The organism is Citrobacter sp. RHBSTW-00570, from assembly GCF_013739755.1.
GTDB lineage: Bacteria > Pseudomonadota > Gammaproteobacteria > Enterobacterales > Enterobacteriaceae > Citrobacter > Citrobacter braakii.
The window spans coordinates 2,918,212-2,934,635 of record NZ_CP056399.1; the positions used below are offsets into that span (position 1 = coordinate 2,918,212).

Annotated in this window: 16 protein-coding genes; 3 read left to right on the forward strand and 13 right to left on the reverse strand. The window is 51.9% G+C overall.

The features are described 5' to 3' along the window. Window positions 1–2: 2 nt before the first annotated feature. The 6 genes from HV237_RS13905 to osmE form a co-directional block, all read right to left on the reverse strand. Window positions 3–1,358, reverse strand: coding sequence for a 6-phospho-beta-glucosidase (locus tag HV237_RS13905; protein WP_016152854.1), 1,356 nt, complete (start codon window positions 1,356–1,358; stop codon window positions 3–5). A 124-nt stretch (window positions 1,359–1,482) separates the two neighbouring features. Then, window positions 1,483–2,325 carry a transcriptional regulator ChbR gene (chbR, locus tag HV237_RS13910; RefSeq protein ID WP_085951046.1) on the reverse strand — a complete coding sequence of 281 codons (843 nt, stop codon included), beginning with the start codon at window positions 2,323–2,325 and terminating at the stop codon, window positions 1,483–1,485. A gap of 10 nt (window positions 2,326–2,335) precedes the next feature. Next, window positions 2,336–2,683: a PTS N,N'-diacetylchitobiose transporter subunit IIA gene (gene chbA / locus HV237_RS13915; protein ID WP_003030618.1), complete on the reverse strand. Its 348-nt coding sequence runs from the start codon at window positions 2,681–2,683 to the stop codon at window positions 2,336–2,338. 55 nt (window positions 2,684–2,738) lie between these two features. Then, window positions 2,739–4,097, reverse strand: a complete 1,359-nt coding sequence (gene chbC / locus HV237_RS13920; RefSeq protein WP_003030619.1) for a PTS N,N'-diacetylchitobiose transporter subunit IIC — start codon at window positions 4,095–4,097, stop codon at window positions 2,739–2,741. An 86-nt stretch (window positions 4,098–4,183) separates the two neighbouring features. After that, window positions 4,184–4,504 (reverse strand): PTS N,N'-diacetylchitobiose transporter subunit IIB, encoded by a 321-nt coding sequence (gene chbB / locus HV237_RS13925; RefSeq protein WP_003832547.1) that lies wholly within the window; start codon window positions 4,502–4,504, stop codon window positions 4,184–4,186. 297 nt (window positions 4,505–4,801) lie between these two features. After that, window positions 4,802–5,143, reverse strand: coding sequence for an osmotically-inducible lipoprotein OsmE (gene osmE, locus HV237_RS13930; protein ID WP_003030621.1), 342 nt, complete (start codon window positions 5,141–5,143; stop codon window positions 4,802–4,804). A 210-nt stretch (window positions 5,144–5,353) separates the two neighbouring features. On the opposite strand from osmE, the gene nadE reads away from it, so the two are divergent. Next, a complete protein-coding gene (gene nadE / locus HV237_RS13935) occupies window positions 5,354–6,184 on the forward strand; it encodes an ammonia-dependent NAD(+) synthetase (RefSeq protein ID WP_046275873.1) in 831 nt (276 codons plus the stop codon). 133 nt (window positions 6,185–6,317) lie between these two features. After that, on the forward strand, window positions 6,318–7,205 hold the full coding sequence (gene cho, locus HV237_RS13940; RefSeq protein ID WP_047358616.1) for an excinuclease Cho: 888 nt from the start codon (window positions 6,318–6,320) through the stop codon (window positions 7,203–7,205). On the opposite strand, the gene ves is transcribed toward cho, so the two are convergent. The 7 genes from ves to HV237_RS13975 form a co-directional block, all read right to left on the reverse strand. Next, window positions 7,165–7,740 carry an environmental stress-induced protein Ves gene (gene ves, locus HV237_RS13945; protein WP_016152850.1) on the reverse strand — a complete coding sequence of 192 codons (576 nt, stop codon included), beginning with the start codon at window positions 7,738–7,740 and terminating at the stop codon, window positions 7,165–7,167. The genes cho and ves overlap by 41 nt on opposite strands. 351 nt (window positions 7,741–8,091) lie before the next feature. Continuing rightward, a complete protein-coding gene (gene spy / locus HV237_RS13950) occupies window positions 8,092–8,577 on the reverse strand; it encodes an ATP-independent periplasmic protein-refolding chaperone Spy (protein ID WP_003030629.1) in 486 nt (161 codons plus the stop codon). Window positions 8,578–8,926: 349 nt separating this feature from the next. After that, entirely contained in the window at window positions 8,927–9,892 is a 966-nt protein-coding gene (astE, locus tag HV237_RS13955; protein WP_047358615.1) for a succinylglutamate desuccinylase, read from the reverse strand. Then, complete coding sequence (gene astB, locus HV237_RS13960; protein WP_047358614.1) at window positions 9,885–11,228, reverse strand: N-succinylarginine dihydrolase; 1,344 nt, start codon at window positions 11,226–11,228, stop codon at window positions 9,885–9,887. Before astB ends, astE begins: the two co-directional genes overlap by 8 nt. Continuing rightward, on the reverse strand, window positions 11,225–12,703 hold the full coding sequence (astD, locus tag HV237_RS13965) for a succinylglutamate-semialdehyde dehydrogenase (protein WP_047358613.1): 1,479 nt from the start codon (window positions 12,701–12,703) through the stop codon (window positions 11,225–11,227). Before astD ends, astB begins: the two co-directional genes overlap by 4 nt. Next, window positions 12,700–13,734: an arginine N-succinyltransferase gene (gene astA / locus HV237_RS13970; protein WP_016152846.1), complete on the reverse strand. Its 1,035-nt coding sequence runs from the start codon at window positions 13,732–13,734 to the stop codon at window positions 12,700–12,702. The genes astD and astA overlap by 4 nt, the downstream gene beginning before the upstream one ends. Next, window positions 13,731–14,951, reverse strand: coding sequence for an aspartate aminotransferase family protein (locus tag HV237_RS13975; protein WP_047358612.1), 1,221 nt, complete (start codon window positions 14,949–14,951; stop codon window positions 13,731–13,733). Before HV237_RS13975 ends, astA begins: the two co-directional genes overlap by 4 nt. Window positions 14,952–15,395: 444 nt before the next feature. On the opposite strand from HV237_RS13975, the gene xthA reads away from it, so the two are divergent. Further along, on the forward strand, window positions 15,396–16,202 hold the full coding sequence (xthA, locus tag HV237_RS13980) for an exodeoxyribonuclease III (RefSeq protein ID WP_016152844.1): 807 nt from the start codon (window positions 15,396–15,398) through the stop codon (window positions 16,200–16,202). Window positions 16,203–16,424 lie beyond the last annotated feature (222 nt).

Consider the following 16,424-nt stretch of genomic DNA (forward strand, 5'->3'; position numbering starts at 1 on the left):
AGTTAGTGTTGTTCGCTTTTGAGTTTCTCGATACACCCGGCGAAGTTTGGCAGCCATTTTTCATGCGCCAGAATTAGCTCACGCGCCAGAATCTCGGCATCGCTGTCAGAATGCACCAGCGGGCTTAGGTTCAACGCCAGCAGCACATCATTCAGCTCGCCGCTCAGTGCCGCATTGCTCGCCGCGACTTCAAAGCCTTTAATGGTATAGATAAGGCCGAGCACTTTCTCATCAAAATGGGTAATACGTGGGTGCGGCGTGGCGCCGTTGCGTCCCAGTGTACAGGTCATCTCAACCGCCCAGTCCGCCGGGATATTGTCAACATGCCCATGGTGCGGAACGTTGACATAGTGCTCGGTCTGTTTGTCGTTGTAGATGGCGTTGATCACTTCACAGGCCGCATCGGAGTAATAGGCTCCACCACGCTGTTCAAGCTCTTTCGGTTTCACGTTCAAATCCGGGTTTTTGTAGAGATCAAACAGTTGTTTCTCCACTTTCTGTACCACCTGAGCGCGAGCGCCGCCCTTATAGTATTCACCCATTTCAATCGCCAGCATCTCTTTTGGCTTGAAGTAATAGAGCAAATATGAGCACGGCAGCAGCTTCAGCGAGCGAATCAACCCTTCACTGAACGGCAGGTCGAAGATGTTCTTCACGGTGGAGGCTTTCAGTTGACCTGAAGCCACGCCATCCAACAGTTCATCAAAGCGTGATTTACCATTCACCAGCACGTCTTTAATGAAGACCATATGGTTCAGACCGAACAGATCGATGGATAAGTCATCGCTCTCTTTCAGCGCCAGCACATCGCTAATGAACATTTTCATGCCGACAGGAATATTACATACACCGATGAATTTCTTAAAATTCGTATGGCGATAGACCGCTTCCGTCACCATCCCGGCCGGGTTAGTAAAGTTAATCACCCACGCATTCGGGCACAGTTCTTCCACATCTTTGACAATATCAAAGATAACCGGAATAGTACGCAGACCTTTGAACAACCCACCAGCGCCGTTGGTTTCCTGCCCCAGATACCCGTGGCTCAGCGGAATGCGTTCATCCTTTTCGCGGGCTTTCAGTTGCCCTACGCGCAGCTGGGTGGTAACGAAATCAGCATCTTTCAGCGCTTCACGGCGGTCCAGCGTTTTAAACAACTTCATCGGCACGCCAGCTTTATCGATCATGCGCTGGCAAAGGTCAAAAATAATGTCCAGCTTCTCTTTTCCATCGTCGACATCAACCAGCCACAATTCAGAAACCGGTAATTCATGATAGCGCTTAATAAAGCCTTCAAGTAACTCAGGGGTGTAGCTGCTCCCGCCACCGATAGTGACGACTTTTAATTTCTGGCTCATACTTTCTCCCTTCAGTGTCAAAACACTGACGTGTATTATGCTCAACCCGTTTGTCAGGTATAGCGTGGCTGTCCCGACGCTATTTTGGGCAAGCTATAAAAAATGGGTTATTGGCAAATAATATCTACTGATTAAATTCAGTTAATTTCTTACGATAGCTATTAGGTGTAAATGACGTCAGCTTTTTAAACGTTTTAATAAACAGACTTGGACTACTGTAGCCAGATTCGTAAGCAATATCCGTTACAGAATAGTTAGTCATTTCCAGCTGTTTTTTGGCAAAGTTAATGCGGATTTCATTAATGATCTGCATCGGCGTTTTGCTGTAATAACGCTGGGTTGCGCGGGTCAGATACTCCTGGGATTTCGCGGACAGGTGTACCATGTTTTCCAGCGCATTCTCGCTAAACTGCCGTTTGTCATGCATGGTCTCCACGGTGGTTTTAAGCCACTGCGGAATATCATCCAGCACCTGCTCTTCGCGATGATGGCGCAACCGGTTAATAATATAGAAGGTGACCACTTCTACAAATTCATCCAGCCCACTCTCGCGAAAGTTCAGTGATGCAATAACCGTTTCAATGTAGGTGAGAAACGAATTATTCGCCCGATAGACCTGCGATGCTACGAAACAAAATGGCAGCAGCGGGTGGTAGTGCTGTTCAAAAAAGCGTTTACTGATACCGACGTTCAGGATCCTTGTCGCCCCAAAATCATAAAAACTCTGGTGGTGCGATCCCAATGGAATAAAAACAAAGTCCCCGCGTTCGAGCAATACGCGTTTACCGTTGATTTCCTGATAATAGCGCCCGGTTAAAACCAGGGTAAATTCGTAGTAGTCATGCTGATGCAGCCCGCTGATGCTCTCAGTTTTGTTATAGATGAACACATGGAAATTTTTGCCATTAAACAGCTGCTGTTCATAGACGGTTTTGATTTCCGGTGCGTTAATCTGTAGCTGCATTATGCACTCCTCGCTATTTCAGCTTTTCGTGAAGCTCAATCAGTTCAGTCACCAGCTCACGCGCCAGCATTGATGTCATCAGGTGGTCCTGAGCATGAACCAGCACCAGGCTAACTTTCATTTTACCTTCGCCCTGATCGCCTTCAATCAGTTTCGTTTGCACGAGGTGCGCTTCGTTCAGCGCCAGACGGGACTGGTCCATCATAGCCTTAGCTGACTCGAAATCGCCTTGCTTGGCCATTTTGAGCGCGCCGTACGCCAGGCTACGCGCCTGACCGGAGTTGATGATGAGACCCATCACCACTTCTTCGAGTTCTTCTGCTTCTGACTGCGTGTCGACGATGTTCTCGATATCCAACATACTTTTTTCCTCTGGTTCAGTCCGGCATGACCGTGAAGCCATGCCGGATTAAATTTTAGAATTTCAATGCGTTAGCGATATCTTCTTCGCTTTCTTCTTGATCAATAACGTTCTGCGCTTTGTTGGCTACCACCACGAACGGCAGATAAACCAGCGTGGCGATACCAAGGTTGAACAGCGCAACCAGCAGAGCTGCGACGCTACCGTTGGTGTTAAAGAACGCGCCCAAACCGGTTGGCATGGTCCACGGTGCGATGTTGGTAATCGGTGGAATAATGCCGGAGTAATAAGCTGCCAGCGTAATCGCCGCCAGAATCGGTTGCACCAGAATGAACGGGATAAACATCACCGGGTTCATGATGATCGGCAGACCGAACAGGATAGGTTCGTTAATCTGGAACAGGCCTGACGGCAGTGCCAGTTTAGCAACCTGACGATAATCCGGACGACGCGATGCCAGGAAGATAGCGATAATCAGACCCAGCGTAGCCCCGCTACCCCCGAGGAAAATATAGGAGTCGAGCATCGGTTTCGCCCAGACGTGGAAGGTCTTTCCAGCTTCCAGCGCGGCGTCTACGGAACCAAACTGTTGGTAAATGGAGATGTTTTCCAGCGCCCATGGCGTCATGATACCGCTGTCCAGCGCGGTCAGCGCCAGTGAACCATGAATACCGAAGAACCACAGCAGCGGAACAAAAATCACGTAGGCCCAACCCACTACGCTGCCCAGCGATGCCAGCGGAGTTGAAATGGAATCCATGATGATCTGGTGGAAGTTCGTACCCCAGGTGTTCAATGCCCAGGCGATGATCCCCATAATGGAGAGGATAAGGAAGCCAGGAATCAGCGCAGAGAAAGAGCGCGACACGGATGTCGGTACGCTATCAGGTAATTTAATTACCCAATTGCGACGGACCACAAAGGTGAACATTTCCGCGACCGCGAGGCCGATAATAATACCGGAAATAATATTGGCACCGCCGAGCCAGTTCGCGCCAACGGCATAGGCTTCACCCACGCTATATGGCGTTACGGTCATAAATGCGGCGACGGATAACAGCCCGGCAGCCAGTGAGTCGACTTTGCGTTCTTCTGCCAGCGCCATACCGATAAAGAACGGCGCCATCAATGACATGATACCCAGCGTACCGTTATAGACGTTTCCACCAATGCCTTTCAAACTATTCAGCGTTTCAATAGTTGAAGCATCAAGTCGAATGCCCATTGAATAAAAAAACGACCCCTCCCCAAAGCTCAGGAAAACGTTATTGATTAATACAAACATGGCCCCTGCGAGGGTTAACGGCATTAAACGAATAAAACCGTTTTTGATTGCATTAACGTGTGGCTGCTTTCCAATTTTTACAGCAAAAGGAAGGAGTACCTTTTCAAGTGAAGCAATAGCGTTACTCATAGAAAAATACCCTTAAATACCGCAATTAATAATTACGGTGAATGTTAATGAAATAACTCTTTGACGGGAAAATTAAAATAAAATAATTAATTTGCTGCGGCTTTTTTAATTGCTGCAACCGCAGCCTTAAGCACGCCTAAACCATCGACTTTGCCATACAGCAGCGAGTCAATCACTTCCACAGGCTTGTTGGGTAACAAACGCTGAATTTCGGGCAACATATAAGCAATTTGTGGACCTAATAATACAACATCGGCCACTGGACCTTTTTCTCCGGCCAGCGTTTCAGGAAACGCTTCAATAATAACCGGTACTTCGTATTTTTCGGCCTGAGCACGCATCTTCGAAACCAACAATGAAGTCGACATGCCCGCAGAACAAAACAGATAAATGTGTTTCTTTTCCATTAAAACGATCCTCATGTGCGATTATCTGTCACCAGACACTCCGCAAGCCCTAACCTGCATCCATGCTCTGGGTAACTTGCGTCAGCTAAATTACTTTTTTAGGTGGCTGAAATGAGTATACGGGATTGCACCGGCGGATGGTATTTCCTTGACCAACTAAATTGTCTCTCCTTGACCTGGCGTTATGACCACCCTCACACTTCAGGCAAATAATTCGCGTCAATAATTAAGATCGTGTGACATAAAAAAACCGGCGCAGTGGCCGGTTTTCCCGAGTGCTCAGGCAATAAACAGTTGTTACTTCTTCGCTGCCTGCGGGTCGGTGTCGTACTCTGCGCAGGTCTGGTAGCCAGAGTTAATCACGTGTCCGGTGTCATCTAAAGCAACAAAATAGGTCTCAGCTTTACCATCTCGTTGACCCAGGATGTAGGTCTGACACGTCCCACGCGCATGGATCATACTGACTTCGGAAGACGGTTTACCGGCAATCTGCGCTACCTGCGCCCGGCTCATCCCTTTCTTCACATCTTTCACCACGGGCTGAACAAATTGGTCTTTCGTACGATCGTAGGCCGTACACCCTGCCAGCATAGTCAAAACAGCCGCTGCGCTCAGAATTCCTGTTAGATTCTTGTTCATATTCCGTCCTCTTGTATTTCAGCGTGTTATATAAGCCTGGAGCACAACAACGCATTTTTCAAGCAATCAGAGGATACTTAGGTGGTTTCGGAAAATTCTATTAAAACAAAATGATGCTATATCAGGCTCGCATCCCTTGTCGTTTGGGCCTCAACGCGTTAGCTTTAACACATCATTTTTTTGATCATTTTATTTTTCGGAGGGGGTTAAATGACTCTGCAGCAAGAGATAATCCAGGCGCTTGGCGCAAAACCGCACATCAATGCAGAAGAAGAAATTCGCCGCAGCGTGGATTTCCTGAAATCGTATCTGCAGACCTACCCCTTTCTGAAATCGCTGGTGTTGGGAATTAGCGGCGGACAGGACTCAACACTCGCGGGAAAACTGTGCCAGATGGCGATCACCGAGCTGCGAAAAGAAACGGGTAATGACGCACTGCAGTTTATTGCCGTACGCCTACCGTATGGCGTTCAGGCCGATGAGCAGGACTGCCAGGATGCCATCGCCTTTATTCAACCGGACCGCGTACTGACCGTCAATATTAAGGGCGCGGTGCTGGCCAGCGAGCAGGCCCTGCGTGAAGCGGGTATTGAACTGAGCGATTTTGTGCGTGGCAATGAAAAAGCCCGTGAACGTATGAAGGCACAATACAGTATCGCCGGCATGACCAGCGGCGTTGTCGTGGGTACCGATCATGCTGCAGAAGCCATCACCGGATTTTTCACTAAGTACGGCGATGGCGGTACCGACATTAACCCACTATTTCGTCTGAACAAGCGCCAGGGCAAACAACTGCTCGCCGCGCTGGGGTGCCCGGAGCACTTATATAAGAAAGCACCAACTGCCGACCTCGAGGACGATCGCCCTTCTCTGCCGGATGAAGCCGCACTCGGCGTCACTTACGACAATATCGACGACTATCTGGAAGGAAAAACGCTGGATGCCGACGTCGCGAAAAAAATTGAAGGCTGGTACGTGAAAACTGAGCATAAACGTCGCACCCCGATCACCGTGTTTGATGATTTCTGGAAAAAAGCGTAATCCTTTTCCCTTCAAAATGCCGGGTAGCGCCAGGATTGGCACTATCTGGCATTAGCCTGCTGAATCTCATGCCGCTTTTTTAATCGCCCTCAAACTGCTACACTGGATGAATAACCAGCATCTGGAGTCAACAGTGGTACAGCGTCAATCAGCCCCTCGTCTGACATTTGAGGCAGCGGCAATCTATGAATATCCCGAGCACCTGCGCCCGTTTTTGAGTGCGCTTCCCACCGCGCCAGGCGTCTATCTGTTTCACAGTGATAGCGACACCATGCCGCTTTATATTGGTAAAAGTGTCAATATTCGCAGCCGTGTGCTGGCGCATCTGCGTACCGCAGACGAAGCGAGTATGCTGCGTCAGGCCAGGCGCATTAGCTGGATTTGTACGGCAGGAGAAATTGGCGCCCTGCTGCTGGAAGCGCGGCTTATCAAAGAACAGCAGCCCCTGTTTAACAAACGGCTGCGACGCAATCGCCAGCTGTGTGCCTTGCAGCTTACCGACCGAACGGTTCAGGTGGTTTACGCACGAGATATTGATTTCTCCCACGCCCCCAATCTGTTTGGCCTGTTTGCCAACCGCCGCGCAGCGCTACAGACGCTGCAAAGCCTCGCTGATGAACAACAGCTGTGCTACGGCCTGTTGGGGCTGGAACCCCTGAGCCACGGGCGCGCCTGTTTTCGCTCCGCGCTTAAACGCTGCGCCGGAGCCTGCTGTGGGAAAGAAAGCCCTGAAGCACATTATTTGCGTCTGGTAGAAGCCCTGGAAAGAGTGCGCGTAATCTGCTGGCCGTGGAGCAATGCCATTGCGCTGCAGGAAACCCGCGCTGAAATGACGCAGTACCATATCATCAATAACTGGCTGTGGCTGGGAGCCGTTTCAACGCTGGATGAGGCAGCTACACTGGCGCGAATGCCGGCCGGCTTTGATCAAGATGGCTACAAAATTCTCTGCCGGCCAATTCTGTCTGGTCAATATGACATTATTGAACTGAGTCAGGAGAATGCCCCGGCATCCAGTTAATCTCGCTGAACAGCAGTTTCCCCTCGCGCTCCAGCAGTCGTAACGTGTGTTTACCGTCGTGCCAGCTTGCACCCTGATCGACGGTCAACAGCTTATCACCCAGTTGCCAGGCTCCGCTGATAACAAACACCACGCCGCCGCGCGAACCAAAGGTCGTAAAGGTGCGATCGGCAACTCTGACTTTTGCCTGGCAGACATCCCGTCGGGTCATGATATTAAAATCCATCGACATCTGCCCTTCCGTCAGCTTCGCTTTTACCACCTTGTCACCGGCAAAGGTAAAAGGCTGATGCTGTTTCAGGGTATGCGTGAAGGTGTTCGGCTCTTCCAGCGTCACTTCTCCGCCTTCCAGCAGGGTAATCACGCGTTCTACGCCGGGAAAAAGAGAAAACTCCCCATTCGCTGCGATGGAGGCGATACTCGCCCGCCAGTGAAAATCTCGTGTTGCTGGCGGAAAACAGCAAATCTCACGCGTTTCTCCCGCACCATTTCGCCACAGATTGACCGGCATTTTGCGGATATCAAAGTATTCCATCATCCCTCCAGAAAGGCGCAGCACGGCAGCCCACCGTAAACAGGCAGCCATAAATCATCATTGTTATGTTCACTCTGCAGATTATTGTTATCGGCAGCAGAGTTGATTTGCCTTAGCGATGAACCCGGTGTTTTGCAAAAAAGAACAACGCGCCCTCCAGGTGGAATTTTCGCGGGCTTCAGGAGAATAACGTGTCACAAGCGCGGTGCAAGAGGCAGCAAAGAAAAAACCGCCGATCCTGCCCACCTCGTTAAACGTGTTGTGGACAAGAGCGGCGGTCTTGAGTTTGGTTTCACACTGTGCGGCAATCAGCACACACAGCGTGAATGATATAGTGTAGACGCTGAACGATTACTCAGCAGCTTGCGGCATTTTACCCTTCTGCGCGGCACGTTCTGTCAGACGCTTCTCAAAATTGGCATTAAACTGCTTTTTCTGTTCCGGGGTCAGAATGTTGTAAATCTTGTTCTGGGTTTCCATGTGCGCCAGCATGTTGGCTTTGCGCTGTTCTTCCATCTTCGCAATCTGCGCTTCCGCTTTCGCTTTATCAAAGCTATCGCTGGCGATGATGTCGTGCATTGCGCGGCGCTCTTCCAGCGGCGGACGTTTCATCTGATCGCGCTGACCTTTCATGATCTCGCGAATCTGCTGTTTCTGCGCATCGGTCAGGTTCAGGTCTTTAAACATCATGTCGTGATGCGGGGCAAACTTACCGTTGTGGTGCATCATTGGTTTGGCATCAGCTGGCGCAGCTGTTGTCGTGTCAGCGGCGTGGGCCAGGTTAGCAGCGCCCAGCGCCAGGGTAGAGGCAACAAACAGAGCAGTCAGTTTACGCATAATTTCTATCCTTTCTTTCAGTTATTTTTACGACACTCATGCGACTCTTATGCAATGTGATGTCGTGTTGACGAGATTAACTTTACCGGCTTAAGCGTCAATTAATCAGAGCAACGGTAAAACAATGAAAGTGTAAAAAACAAACTTTCATCAATTATGGAGAAAAAAAGAATAAATTGCGCAGAGTTGCAATAAAAAATTACAACGGGATGATTTTGAAGGGATTATGAAGAACTATACCTCATCCCTGATTATTAAGAAAGCAATTCACCAGGAATAATCCGTAATAAATAAAAACAGCACGTAAAAATAAGCCCTTAGGGATAAACCAAAAGGGCATATATATTTTTCACAATTTTTCGAGCATCAATCCGGCACGTAAACCACAGGCCACGTTTGGATTTGGAAAAAGAACGTATTCAACATCATGGGTGACGGTAAAACGTTCATCACCGTCCTGCGCCAGCAAGGTGCCCTCTGTAAAAGGGGTAAAGTTGAGCGTCTGGTTATCCATGTGAAGAATGAAATCGTCGCTACGCCGCGTGATTTGCGACACCACGCGGTAACGCAGCGGAGATGTTTCTCCCAGTGACATTCGCTCGCCCTTTAGCAGCTTCGCCAGCGCATCTGCCGTCTGCGCAAACTGAGTCAGATCGTTTTGTCCAAACGGCAGCGCTTTACCCAGTTCCAGCGTGCAGGCCAGCGCGCCAAAATGTTCAGCGCTAAAATGGGTGAACGTGCCGCCAGGTGTCTGATGGAAAACCAGCGCCTCCAGCCCTGCCTCTCCCAACCATCCCAAAAAATCTTCGTCCCAGGCAACGTTGCGTTGTGGCAACACGCCAAAGCGCAGATGCTGCGAGCCGCGAATCGCGGTGTGCAGATCCAGATGCCAGCGGACTGGCTCTTTCGCCCGCGAATAAAAATCCTCCAGACACAGCTCAAGCTGATGGGCTCGGTGCGTTTCTTCACTCGCGGCAAAAATCTGCCAACGGCCGCCAAACATACGGTTCAGGTCGCTATGACAATAACGTTGTCCCGCCGCCAGCGCCTGCGGGTTCCCCAGAATCACCAGCAGCCGCCATGTCAGCGTTAGTTCACCGCTAAACAGCCTGGAGAGAATTGAATCAAGTATCTCTACCGGGGCCGTTTCATTGCCGTGGATCCCCGCAGACAGCACCAGCGAATATTCCGCCGGAGTGTCCGGCGTCAGCTCCAGAATCCCATGACCAATCCACTGCCAGGAAAAGCCGCGAGCTGTGCCCTCGGTTGTCTCGGGGGTTATCCCTGCCAGCGTCTGGGCCAGAAAATTATCCATGGCGGGTCCTCTCCTGCTGGAAGGGATACACAGAGCCGAGGTTGAGCAATTGCGTCAACGTATCCAGCGCTTCACGCCCCTCACGCAACAGCTGCGGGTCGGCAAGGTCGGCGGCGGTAAGACGATCGCGATAGTAACGGTCGATCCAATTATTCAGCGTGTTAAACAGATTATCGTTCATGATAACCGCCGGATTTACGGCCTGCAGCTCCTGTGGCGTAAGCACCACTCTCAGGCGCAGACATGCCGGACCGCCGCCGTTGGACATACTTTCACGCAGATCGAATACCTGCAGGTCATTGATCGGATTGTCTTCCTCGAGCAGACGGTTCAAATACCGCCACACGCCCGCATGCTCCCGACACTCCTGCGGCAGGACCAGCATCATCGAACCGTCATCACGGCTCAGTAACTGGCTGTTAAACAGATAGGTAGTCACCGCATCCTGCACCGACACTTCCGCAGCCGGGACTTCCAGCGGGGTAAAACCTGCCACCTGACTGCGTAACTGCTCGAACAACGCCTGCTGTCTGGCAAACGCCAGCTGATGACAAAACAGTACCTGGCGATTCGACACCGCAATCACATCGTTATGAAACACGCCAAGATCGATAACGTCCGGGTTTTGCTGGGCAAAAATACGCTGATGCGGGTTAACCTGATTCAGTCGGGCGACCGCCTCGCTGGCCTCACGGGATTGCCTCGCCGGATAGCGCTTCGGATGGGATGCATTCCCTTCTTCACGACCGTAAACAAACAGCTGTACGCCAGGGTCGCCGTAATCCCCGCCGAGGCGGTTATGGTTTGCCGCACCTTCATCACCGAATAGCGCAACCTGGGGTAACGCACCGTGGACCGTAAAACTATTCTCATCACGGAAAATCGCCCGTAGCAACGCTTCGGTGGTCGGCGCTTCCAGCGAACGGTGAAACTTATTATTCAGATTCGCCACCGTCAGATGCACTTTCCCGTCCAGCGCATCGTCTGAAGGGCAGACCGTTGCCGCATTCGCCACCCACATAGACGATGCGGAGCTGGCGCTGGAGAGCCAGTGAGGCACCTGACGCGCCACGTTCTCCAGTATCTGTTCGTCGCGGCCGGTAAAGCCCAACTGACGCAGCACCGGAATATACGGCCGCTCATGAGGCGGGATCACCGCCTGGGGAAATCCCGCATCCGCCAGCGCTTTCATCTTTAGCAGACCCTGCTTCGCCGCCAGACGCGGGTTCGATACCTGAAAACGATGTTTGGTTGAGGCCTCATTACCAAATGACAGCCCCGCATAGTGGTGGGTCAGCCCCACCAGACCATCAAAATTTACCTCACGGGCTTTCATAGCTTATCCTCGCGAGAAAAATCCAGGCCGGGGCTAAGCGTCGTTGGCAGCGTTAAGGCCGGTGATTCCAGACTTGCCATCGGCCAGGCGCAATAATCTGCGGCATACCACGCGCTGGCGCGATGGTTCCCGGAAGCGCCAACGCCGCCAAACGGCGCTGTACTCGCCGCGCCGGTTAACGGCTTATTCCAGTTGACGATCCCGGCCCGCGCCTCGAGCAGCAGTTGATCAAACTGGTTGCGATCGGGGGAAACCAACCCACACGACAATCCAAAGCGGGTGTTGTTCGCCATACGAATTGCGTCATCAAAGCTGTCATAACGCCAGACGCCAAGCAGCGGTCCAAAGACCTCTTCATCGGGTACGTTCGCCGCCCCGGTCAGTTCTATGATCCCTGGGGTGAGCAGTGACGTTCCGGCTTGCACCAGACGTGGCGCTAACAGCGTCCGGCCCCCTAACGACTCCAGACGCTGCCAGGCATCATAGACATGCCGCGCGGCCTGTTCGGAAATCAGCCCGCCAATAAATGGCTGCGGTTCTGCGTCCCAGTTGCCGGGCATTAAACTCTGGCTGACGTCCACCAGGCGCGTCAGGAACGCATCCCCCTGCGCGCCTTTTTTAACTAACAGGCGACGGGCGCAGGTACAACGCTGTCCGGCGGTGACAAACGCGGATTGAATAGTCAGATGCACTGCGGCATCAATATCTTCCGGGTTCTCAATAATCAGCGGGTTGTTGCCCCCCATCTCCAGAGCGAGGATTTTTTCCGGCTGGCCGGATAGCTGTCGATGCAGTTGATAACCAGTATTGGCACTGCCAGTAAACAGCAGGCCATCGAGATCGTCCTGCGCGCTCAGCGCCTGTCCCGTATCGCGACCGCCCTGCACCAGGTTCAGCACGCCCGGCGGCAATCCCGCCTGCTCCCACAGCTTTGTCACGGCTTCACCGGTCCACGGCGTCAGCTCGCTGGGTTTGAAAATCAATGTGTTGCCTGCCAGCAGTGCCGGAACAATATGACCATTGGGTAAATGGCCAGGGAAGTTATACGGGCCAAAAACCGCCAGCACGCCGTGCGGGCGATGGCGCAACGTCGCTGCGCCATCCGGTAATTCGCTGTGATGCTCTCCGGTACGCGCATGCCAGGCTTTCACGGAGATGGCAATTTTATTGATCATCGCCGTCAGTTCTGTAGCGGCTTCCCAACGGGGTTTGCCGGTTTCCCGGGCGATAATCTGTGTGAGTTCGGCTTTATTGCTTTCCAGCAATGAGGCAAATTTTTCAACAATGGCCTGGCGTGCGCCAAAGGGCTGTTTAGCCCAACCGGCAAAGGCTGCGCGCGCGGCCCGGCACGCCTGCGCTACCTGGGCTGCATCGGCATCATTGCCCTGCCACAGCACATCACCGCTTACGGGATTGGTTTTCACCCGACGCTCGCCCAGCCCCGTCACCCAGTCGCCGTTTATCCATAATGTCATGCTGTTTTCTCCTCTGCACAAAGACGCACAAAACGTACATGGTCGCCCGCGTGACATTTCAGGGCGTCCAGTTGCGCCGCCGTCAGTACCAGACGCTGAGTATCCGGGTCGGCACGAACCAACATGACGCGGAAATTTTGATAATTTTCATTGGCAACCAGACAAGCAGGATAGTCGCCCGGCGCAGGCTGCCCTTCAGCCACCTCCACCAGCCTGCTTTTACGGATAGCCCGTACCCGGTCAATATCACATTCCAGGGTCGGTCCGCCGTCGAAAATATCGACGTAGTTGCGGTAGCGAAATCCTTCTTTCTCCAGCACCGCCCGCGCAGGAGCCGTTTGCGGATGCACCTGACCAATCACGCTTTGCGCTTCGTCAGACAGGAAATGGGTATAAATCGGATGCTTAGGCATCAGTTCAGCAATAAAGGCTTTTTGCCCGGTTCCGCAGAGAAAATCCGCCCGGCTGAACTCCATTGAGAAAAAACGTTTGCCGAGGCTTTGCCAAAACGGAGAGTAGCCGTGCTCATCGATCACGCCGCGCATCTCGGCCACGACCTTCTCATTGAACCGGTCACGAAAGGCCGCCATAAACATAAAGCGCGACTTCGACAACAAATAGCCGTTGCCTTCTTTACGCCAGTCCGGATCGAGAAACAGAGAACAAAGTTCGCTACTGCCCGTGTGATCGTTACTCAGAAACAGCGTCGGCAGCGCGTTATACACGTTCAGCTCTTTCGAGGCGTGCACCAGAGTACCGACCCGGTAGTTGTACCAGGGATCGTTAAGCCCCACCGCCACCTCAATGGCGCAAATCCCTGCCACGGTTCCGCTGGCGCTGTCTTCAAGCACAAACACATATCCCTGCTCACTTTTGGGCAACTCACCGCGCCAGGTTTGTAGCGAACGTTCGATACGCGCCATCAGCGTAGCTTCATTCGCCGGTAGCGAGGTCAACCCGCCGCCGGTCTTACTGGCAAGCTGCATCAGCGCGGTGATATCAGCGCGTTCAATGGGACGAATCACCATCATGATGAACCTCCTGCTTTAATGCGTTCGCAGGCCAGCGCAAAGCGATCCAGTCCGGTGGCGATTTCTTCTTCGCTGACGTTTAACGCTGGCGCAAACCGCACCACATTAGCGCCAGCAATCAGCACCATCACTCCGGCAACCGCCGCTTCTTGCGAGATGAGTTTTGCTTTCCCGGCAAATTCCGCGTTCAGCACACAGCCAATCAGCAGTCCGAGTCCACGAATTTCACTAAACAGTCCAAAACGTTCGTTAATGGCGTTAATACGCTCCACAAACCAGTCGTGGCGCTGTTTCACTCCGTTAAGCACTTCCGGCGTGTTAACAATTTCCAGCAGTTTTCCCGCCACCGCAGTGGCCAGCGGGTTTCCGCCGTAGGTTGTACCGTGCGTACCGACCGTCATCACACTGGCGCAACGCTCTGTCGCCAGCAGTGCGCCGATGGGGAAACCGCCGCCCAGCGCTTTTGCTGTCGTCAGCAGGTCCGGCGTAACGCCGTAGTGCATGTAGGCATACAGTTCGCCGGTACGACCAACCCCGGTCTGAACTTCATCAAAAATCAACAGCGCATTATGGCGATCGCATAATTCACGCAACCCCTGCAAAAAGGCGTTTGTTGCCGGCACTACGCCGCCTTCCCCCTGCACCGGCTCCACAATAACCGCACAGGTGTTGTCATCAATCAGTTGGCTGGCAGAGTCGAGATCGTTATACACCGCATGGCGGATATCCGGCGGCAGCGGCGCGAAGTCCTGTGAATAGGCGGGCTGTCCTCCAGCGCTGACGGTAAACAGCGTGCGACCATGGAAAGCATTTTTAAACGCCACAATGCCGCTCTTCTGGCTACCAAAACGATCGTGGGCATATTTACGTGCCAATTTTAATGCCGCTTCGTTAGCTTCTGCGCCAGAGTTACAGAAGAAAATGCGCTCGGCAAAAGTGGCATCAATCAGCTTTTTCGCCAGGCGCAGCACCGGCTCGTTAGTGTAGCCATTTCCCGTATGCCAGAATTTGCTCGCCTGGTCGTTTAATGCCTCGCGCAATGCCGGATGTGCATGACCCAGCGCATTAACCGCAATGCCTCCCGCGAAATCGATATACTCTTTACCCTGCTGATCCCACAGACGTGAACCTTCGCCACGCACCGGAATAAAAGGGGCCGGAGCGTATACGGGCATCATCCATTCATCAAAATTTTCACGCGTAATTGACAGAGACATAGCGACCTCAACGGTAAATAAAAGGTTATTTATATGTTAATAAATATAGTGTTTGCGGTGTAAATGTAGATTGCAGGCTTCGTGCCAGCCAGCGAAAAAAGTGCATAAACGGAGGGCGGTGACGGAATATCAACGAGTTACAACCTGACGATATTCACTGTATGTGCATATAAAGTGAATATGTTTGCGTACCAGATGACTAAACAGAGGAAAAAACGCAATTTTATTCAGTCGCCAAATATAATTCTGGAATTGTGATCGTATACGAAATTTATCGGAAATTATTGCTCTATTCCGACGCGCTACGCGCCAAAACGGTGCAATTTTTGCTCCATCGTTAACACCATTAGCAATCATTGTTGGAATCAGGTGACAAGAAGCAGTCAGCCTGCAGAAATTCTGCTACCATCCTTGCACTATTCATCTTGCAAAGTGGCAGCGACTATGAAATTTGTCTCTTTTAATATCAACGGCCTGCGTGCCCGTCCCCATCAACTGGCAGCCATTGTCGAAAAACACCAACCGGATGTTATTGGCTTACAGGAGACAAAAGTCCACGACGATATGTTCCCTCTCGAAGAGGTAGCAAAGCTGGGTTATAACGTCTTTTATCACGGTCAGAAAGGCCACTACGGCGTAGCACTATTAACGAAAGAAACGCCGATTGCGGTGCGTCGTGGCTTCCCGGGTGATGACGAAGAAGCGCAGCGTCGTATCATCATGGCGGAAATTCCGTCGCCTCTGGGCAGCATCACGGTGATCAACGGCTATTTCCCGCAGGGCGAAAGCCGTGACCATGAAACCAAGTTCCCGGCCAAAGCCGCGTTTTATCAGAACCTACAAAACTACCTGGAGACTGAACTGAAGCGCGACAATCCGGTATTGATCATGGGCGATATGAATATCAGCCCAACCGACCTCGATATTGGTATTGGCGAAGAGAACCGTAAACGCTGGCTGCGTACCGGCAAATGTTCCTTCCTGCCAGAAGAGCGCGAGTGGATGGAACGTCTGCTGGGCTGGGGTCTGGTAGATACCTACCGTCACGCCTGGCCTGAAAAGAACGACCAGTTCTCGTGGTTTGATTACCGCTCAAAAGGCTTTGATGATAACCGTGGCCTGCGTATCGATCTACTGCTGGCGAGCAAACCGTTGGCGGAGCGCTGCGAAGAAACCGGCATCGACTATGAAATCCGCAGTATGGAAAAGCCGTCCGACCATGCGCCTGTATGGGCTAAATTCCGCGTCTGATCGTCTGTGTATTTTCACTCTCCGGGCCTGGCCTGGAGAGTCTGTTTATTCTGTGCAAAATCAATAAAGCCACGGTAATACATTGTTGCGGCCGGAAATTTATTATATCTTCGCGCGCACTTTTCGCTGACGAAAACGCTACATTGCACTCGGTTTTACAGGAGAACCCCCATGAAAAAGAAGTTCGCATAACGCAGAATACCGGCTGCTAATTGTTGCGGT